This window comes from Phytobacter sp. RSE-02, assembly GCF_040578655.1.
In the GTDB taxonomy this organism is placed as follows: Bacteria; Pseudomonadota; Gammaproteobacteria; order Enterobacterales; family Enterobacteriaceae; genus Phytobacter; species Phytobacter diazotrophicus.
In genome coordinates this window covers 1-4,467 of sequence record NZ_JBEULY010000036.1, presented here as the reverse complement: position 1 = coordinate 4,467, position 4,467 = coordinate 1, and the positions used below count along the sequence as shown (strand labels likewise).

The 4,467-nt window shown below is 55.6% G+C and carries 4 protein-coding genes; 3 read left to right on the top strand and 1 reads right to left on the bottom strand.

Annotation, left to right across the window (positions count from 1 at the left end):
• Positions 1-225: 225 nt before the first annotated feature.
• Positions 226-1,698 carry an NCS1 family nucleobase:cation symporter-1 gene (locus tag ABU190_RS27185; RefSeq protein ID WP_041852646.1) on the bottom strand — a complete coding sequence of 491 codons (1,473 nt, stop codon included), beginning with the start codon at positions 1,696-1,698 and terminating at the stop codon, positions 226-228.
• A 146-nt stretch (positions 1,699-1,844) separates the two neighbouring features.
• Here ABU190_RS27185 and ABU190_RS27180 point away from each other — a divergent pair, with 146 nt between their 5' ends.
• From ABU190_RS27180 to puuE, 3 genes are read left to right on the top strand one after another with little or no spacing between them, the layout of a single operon-like run.
• The gene (locus tag ABU190_RS27180) at positions 1,845-2,564 is read left to right on the top strand and encodes a GntR family transcriptional regulator (RefSeq protein WP_296421260.1); all 720 of its coding nucleotides are present in this window, start codon (positions 1,845-1,847) and stop codon (positions 2,562-2,564) included.
• Entirely contained in the window at positions 2,561-3,298 is a 738-nt protein-coding gene (locus ABU190_RS27175; protein ID WP_125125265.1) for an aspartate/glutamate racemase family protein, read from the top strand. Before ABU190_RS27180 ends, ABU190_RS27175 begins: the two co-directional genes overlap by 4 nt.
• Before the next feature lie 29 nt (positions 3,299-3,327).
• Positions 3,328-4,272 (top strand): allantoinase PuuE, encoded by a 945-nt coding sequence (gene puuE, locus ABU190_RS27170; protein WP_354692905.1) that lies wholly within the window; start codon positions 3,328-3,330, stop codon positions 4,270-4,272.
• Positions 4,273-4,467 lie beyond the last annotated feature (195 nt).

The following is a 4,467-nucleotide window of genomic DNA, read 5'->3' as shown; positions in this document are numbered from 1 at the left end:
AACGTAATGACATGGTATCTCTCGCATCCCAGGGCATAAGTGACTCCATAAACGGGTTCTTATGCCTCAGTTGTAAGTGTCTACCATGTCCCCGAACAAGCGTTCACTATGTCTCCGGACCGTACACAACTCAGGGGAGGATAAGACGCCGTAGACGTTGCCTGTTTTCTTCTTAATCTTCTGTCAGCAACAGGCCCGGACTACCCCAGTCCGGGCCTGTTGCGTTTACTCTTTCGCCGTTGCGCGACGTGGAGCAAACCCTTCGCTAACCCCTTCACGATCGTGGCGTGCAATCCAGCGGTAGCTGCCTGCGCCCAGGAACACACCGATAAACCAGCTAAAGTTCGCCACTTCGTGCAGTGACGGAATAAAGCTGATTACCAGGCACACGGCGACCGACGGCACCAGTGCGGCAACCGCTTTCGGGTTGATGCCGTTTTTGTACCAGTAGCGCCCATTCGGGGAGACGGTAAACAGATCATCGACAAATACTTTCCCGCGTTTAATCAGGTAGAAGTCCGCCAGGAGAATACCGAACAGTGGCCCGATAAAGGAGCCCAGCACATCCAGCGTGTAGTGGATCAGTTCCGGTGACTGGAACAGGTTCCACGGCGTCAGCAGCACGGAACCAACGGCGGCGATCATCCCGCCGGTGCGGAAGCTGATCTTCTGCGGCGAGCAGTTTGAGAAATCGAACGCCGGGGAGACGAAGTTAGCCACAATGTTGATCCCAATGGTGGCGATAATCATGGTCAGCAAACCAATTGCCATGGCCAGGCTGTTGCCCACGTGGCTGACGGTCTCGATGGGGTCGGTGATCATTTTGCCGAACAGCGACTGTGTACCTGACACGATCACCACGGTCACGATGGAGAACAGCAGGAAGTTAAACGGCAGGCCCCAGCGGTTGCCGCGACGAATTTCCTGCATGCTTTTGCCGTAGCGAGAGAAGTCGCCAAAGTTCAGCAATGGGCCGGAGAAGTAAGAAACCACCAGCGCCGTTGCGGTAATCATCTGCCAGGTTTGCTCGCCCGCGGTCAGCTCTTTGCTGGCAAGGGTAAACGAGATACCGCTAAAGCCGGTTTGCGACAGGATCCACACCGCCAGCGCCAGCATCACCACGTAGACAGCCGGGCCTGCGATATCGATAAAGCGTTTAATCGCGCTCATCCCGTGCCAGAACACCAGTGCCTGCAATACCCACATAATGCCGAAGCAGACCCAGCCCAAATGCGACAGACCAAGGAAATGCCCTTCGGTCATCGGGGCCAGAGAAGGCCAGAATTTCAACATCACCAGCATTAACGCGTTAGCGGCCAGATAGGTTTGTATACCGTACCAGGCAAAGGCGATAAGACCACGGATGACGGCCGGAATATTGGCACCGAACACGCCAAATGCCTGGCGACAGATAACCGCATAGGGCACGCCAGCCATTTGGCTTGGTTTGGCAACAAGGTTTGCGCACAACTGCACAATACAGATGCCCAGCAACAGGCACAGTAATACCTGCCAACTAGCAAGGCCGAGCGCAAAGAAGCTGGCCGCGACCACGTATCCGCCCATGCTATGAACGTCGGACATCCAGAAAGAGAAGATGTTGTACCACGTCCAGTTCTGGTCGCGCGTCGGGGCCAAATCGTTGTTAGTGAGTCGTGGGCTGTAACTGTCTTTGTAATTTGGTTCAAGGTTTGGCATGGAATCTGCTCCTCTGAATACAGATTGTGACGTTATGTCTGCCATCCTGTATTGCATGAACCAGGCCAGGTTTTAATTTTATGTATACAAAATATTTTAATGATGTATACAAAAAGATAAGAACCAGGTAACAAAGGAATTTCCCAATGAAGCAGCCAACGGGGCTACAGACCCCAGCAGATCTGGAAGATAAAGAAAATTTCATCTGGCAGTCGCTGATGACCGCCATTGTCGAACATCAATTACCGCCCGGTAGCAAATTACCCGAAGAAGCCCTGGCCGAAGTGTTTGGCGTTAGCCGCACGGGGATCCGCAAGGTTCTGACGCGCCTTGCGACGGTGCAAATGGTCACGATGACGCCCAGACGTGGTGCATTTGTTGCCAAACCGGATATCGATGAATCGAAAGCGATCTTCTCTACCCGCAAAATGATCGAGTGTGCCAACCTGCCGCAGGTGCTTGAGCATCTGCAGCCGCCACATATTGCTGGTCTCGAGAAAATCATCGCGCAGGAAGAAGAGGCGCATCAGAACCACGATGGCGCGGCGGCGATTCGTCATTCCGCGGCATTTCATATCCAGTTGCAGGCTATCTCTGGCAATGCCGTAGTGACCGATATTGTGACCACGCTGGCGCAACGTTCATCGCTGGTGATTGCCGCCTGGGGCGCCCCCTGGCAGCGTGGGTGCCGCTGCGATGACCACGACAGGCTCATCGAATTGCTGCGTAAGAAAGATGGCGCGGCGCTGAGCCATGCTATGGCCCACCACTTCGATCATATTGTCTCAAGCCTCAGCTTTGAGCGCGGCGGCGACATCCTCCCCGATTTTGCCCGCCTGTTTGGCGCGCCAGGAGAACAGGCATGACACAATTCTGTATACAGGTGATCAACCCCAATACCAGCCCGGAAATGACACACACCATTGCCAGCGCTGCCCGCAGTGTCGCCGCACCGGGTACGACGATCCTCGCCAGTTGTCCGAGCCAGGGCGTGGCATCGATTGAAGGGCACTTTGATGAGGCGATTGCCGCCATTGGCGTGCTGGAACAGATAAAAAAAGGCATGGCGCAGGGGGCGCAAGGCCATGTGATTGCCTGCTTTGGCGATCCGGGGCTGCTGGCCGCCCGCGAGCTGGCAAGCGGGCCGGTCGTGGGAATTGCCGAAGCGGCGATGCATGTCGCCACGCTGGTCGCGACGCGTTTTTCCATCGTCACCACCTTGCCGCGCACGCTGATCATCGCCCGTCATTTATTGCAGCAATATGGCTTTGGGCATCACTGCGCCGCACTGCATGCGATCGATTTACCGGTACTGGCGTTAGAAGATGGCACGGGTCTTGCTCAGCAGAAAGTACGCGAGCGTTGTATACAAGCCAAACGGGAAGATAATAGCGGCGCTATTGTTCTCGGCTGTGGCGGGATGGCGAACCTTGCCAGCGAGCTGACGCAGGAGCTGGGTATTCCGGTGATCGATGGCGTCACGGCAGCGGTGAAAATGGTGGAATCCCTCCTGGCACTGGGGCTTGGTACCAGCAAGTACGGCGATCTGGCGTATCCCAATAAAAAGCCGCTTTCAGGATGCTTTGAAATGCTGAGCTGAAAGCGGCCCCAAAATGAGGTCGAATCAGCATGCATTCAGATACGGACAAGCCTGTCTGGCACTTTACCGATAACTACCCACGCGATATGGCAGGGTATGCCGGAAAACCCCCTCATGCGCAATGGCCCGGAGGGGCGCGCATTGCCGTGCAGTTTGTCCTCAATTTCGAAGAAGGCGGCGAGAACCACGTCCTTCATGGCGACACCGGTTCTGAACAGTTTTTGTCAGACATTATTGGTGCGGCGAGTTACCCGGCAATACATATGTCGATGGACTCACTGTATGAATACGGTTCCCGCGCAGGTTTCTGGCGCATCCACAATGAATTCCAGAAGCGCGGCCTGCCCTTAACGGTGTTTGGTATCGCAATGGCGCTGGCGCGTAACCCGGAGATCGTCGCCGCGATCAACGCCGCGGAGTATGACGTGGTGAGCCACGGCTGGCGTTGGATCCACTATCAAAATATGGATATCCAGACCGAGCGCCAGCATATGCAGCAGGCGCTGGAGATCCTCACGACGCTGTTTGGCAAAGCGCCGCTCGGCTGGTATACCGGACGCGATAGCCCGAACACCCGCAAGCTGGTGGTGGAGCAGGGCGGTCTGCTGTATGACAGCGATTACTACGGCGACGACCTGCCGTTCTGGACAACGGTTGACGAGAAGCCTCACCTGATTGTGCCTTATACGCTGGATGCGAACGATATGCGCTTTGCCACCGCGCAGGGTTTTAATACCGCCGAGCAGTTCTATACCTACCTGAAAGACAGTTTTGATGTGCTGTATGAAGAAGGTGAAACGGCGCCGAAGATGATGTCGATTGGCATGCACTGTCGGCTATTGGGTCGCCCCGGTCGTTTCCGCGCATTGCAGCGTTTCCTGGATTATGTGCAGAGTCACGAAGGTGTGTGGATTTGCCGCCGTCAGGATATCGCCGAGCACTGGGTGAAAACGCATCCGTATACTCCGGCGTGAGTTTATCCCCTCACTCCGGTCCTCTCCCTGTGGGCTGAGGAATCCCCACAAAAATGCGAGCGCGAACAGTCCCCTCTCCTCTTTGGGGAGAGGGTTAGGGTGAGGGGGAAAATGCGGCTCTGATGGTCATTCCGTTCACCTTATGTTCCTTGCTTTTCTGTCGCGACAGAACCCGTGAACGTGCCAGGGTGGCTC

Excerpts from the sequence above, each read along its gene's own strand:
- ABU190_RS27180 (WP_296421260.1), top strand. The coding sequence starts at position 1,845 with ATGAAGCAGCCAACGGGGCTACAGACCCCAGCAGATCTGGAAGATAAA.
- ABU190_RS27185 (WP_041852646.1), bottom strand. The coding sequence starts at position 1,698 with ATGCCAAACCTTGAACCAAATTACAAAGACAGTTACAGCCCACGACTC.
- puuE (WP_354692905.1), top strand. The coding sequence starts at position 3,328 with ATGCATTCAGATACGGACAAGCCTGTCTGGCACTTTACCGATAACTAC.
- ABU190_RS27175 (WP_125125265.1), top strand. The coding sequence starts at position 2,561 with ATGACACAATTCTGTATACAGGTGATCAACCCCAATACCAGCCCGGAA.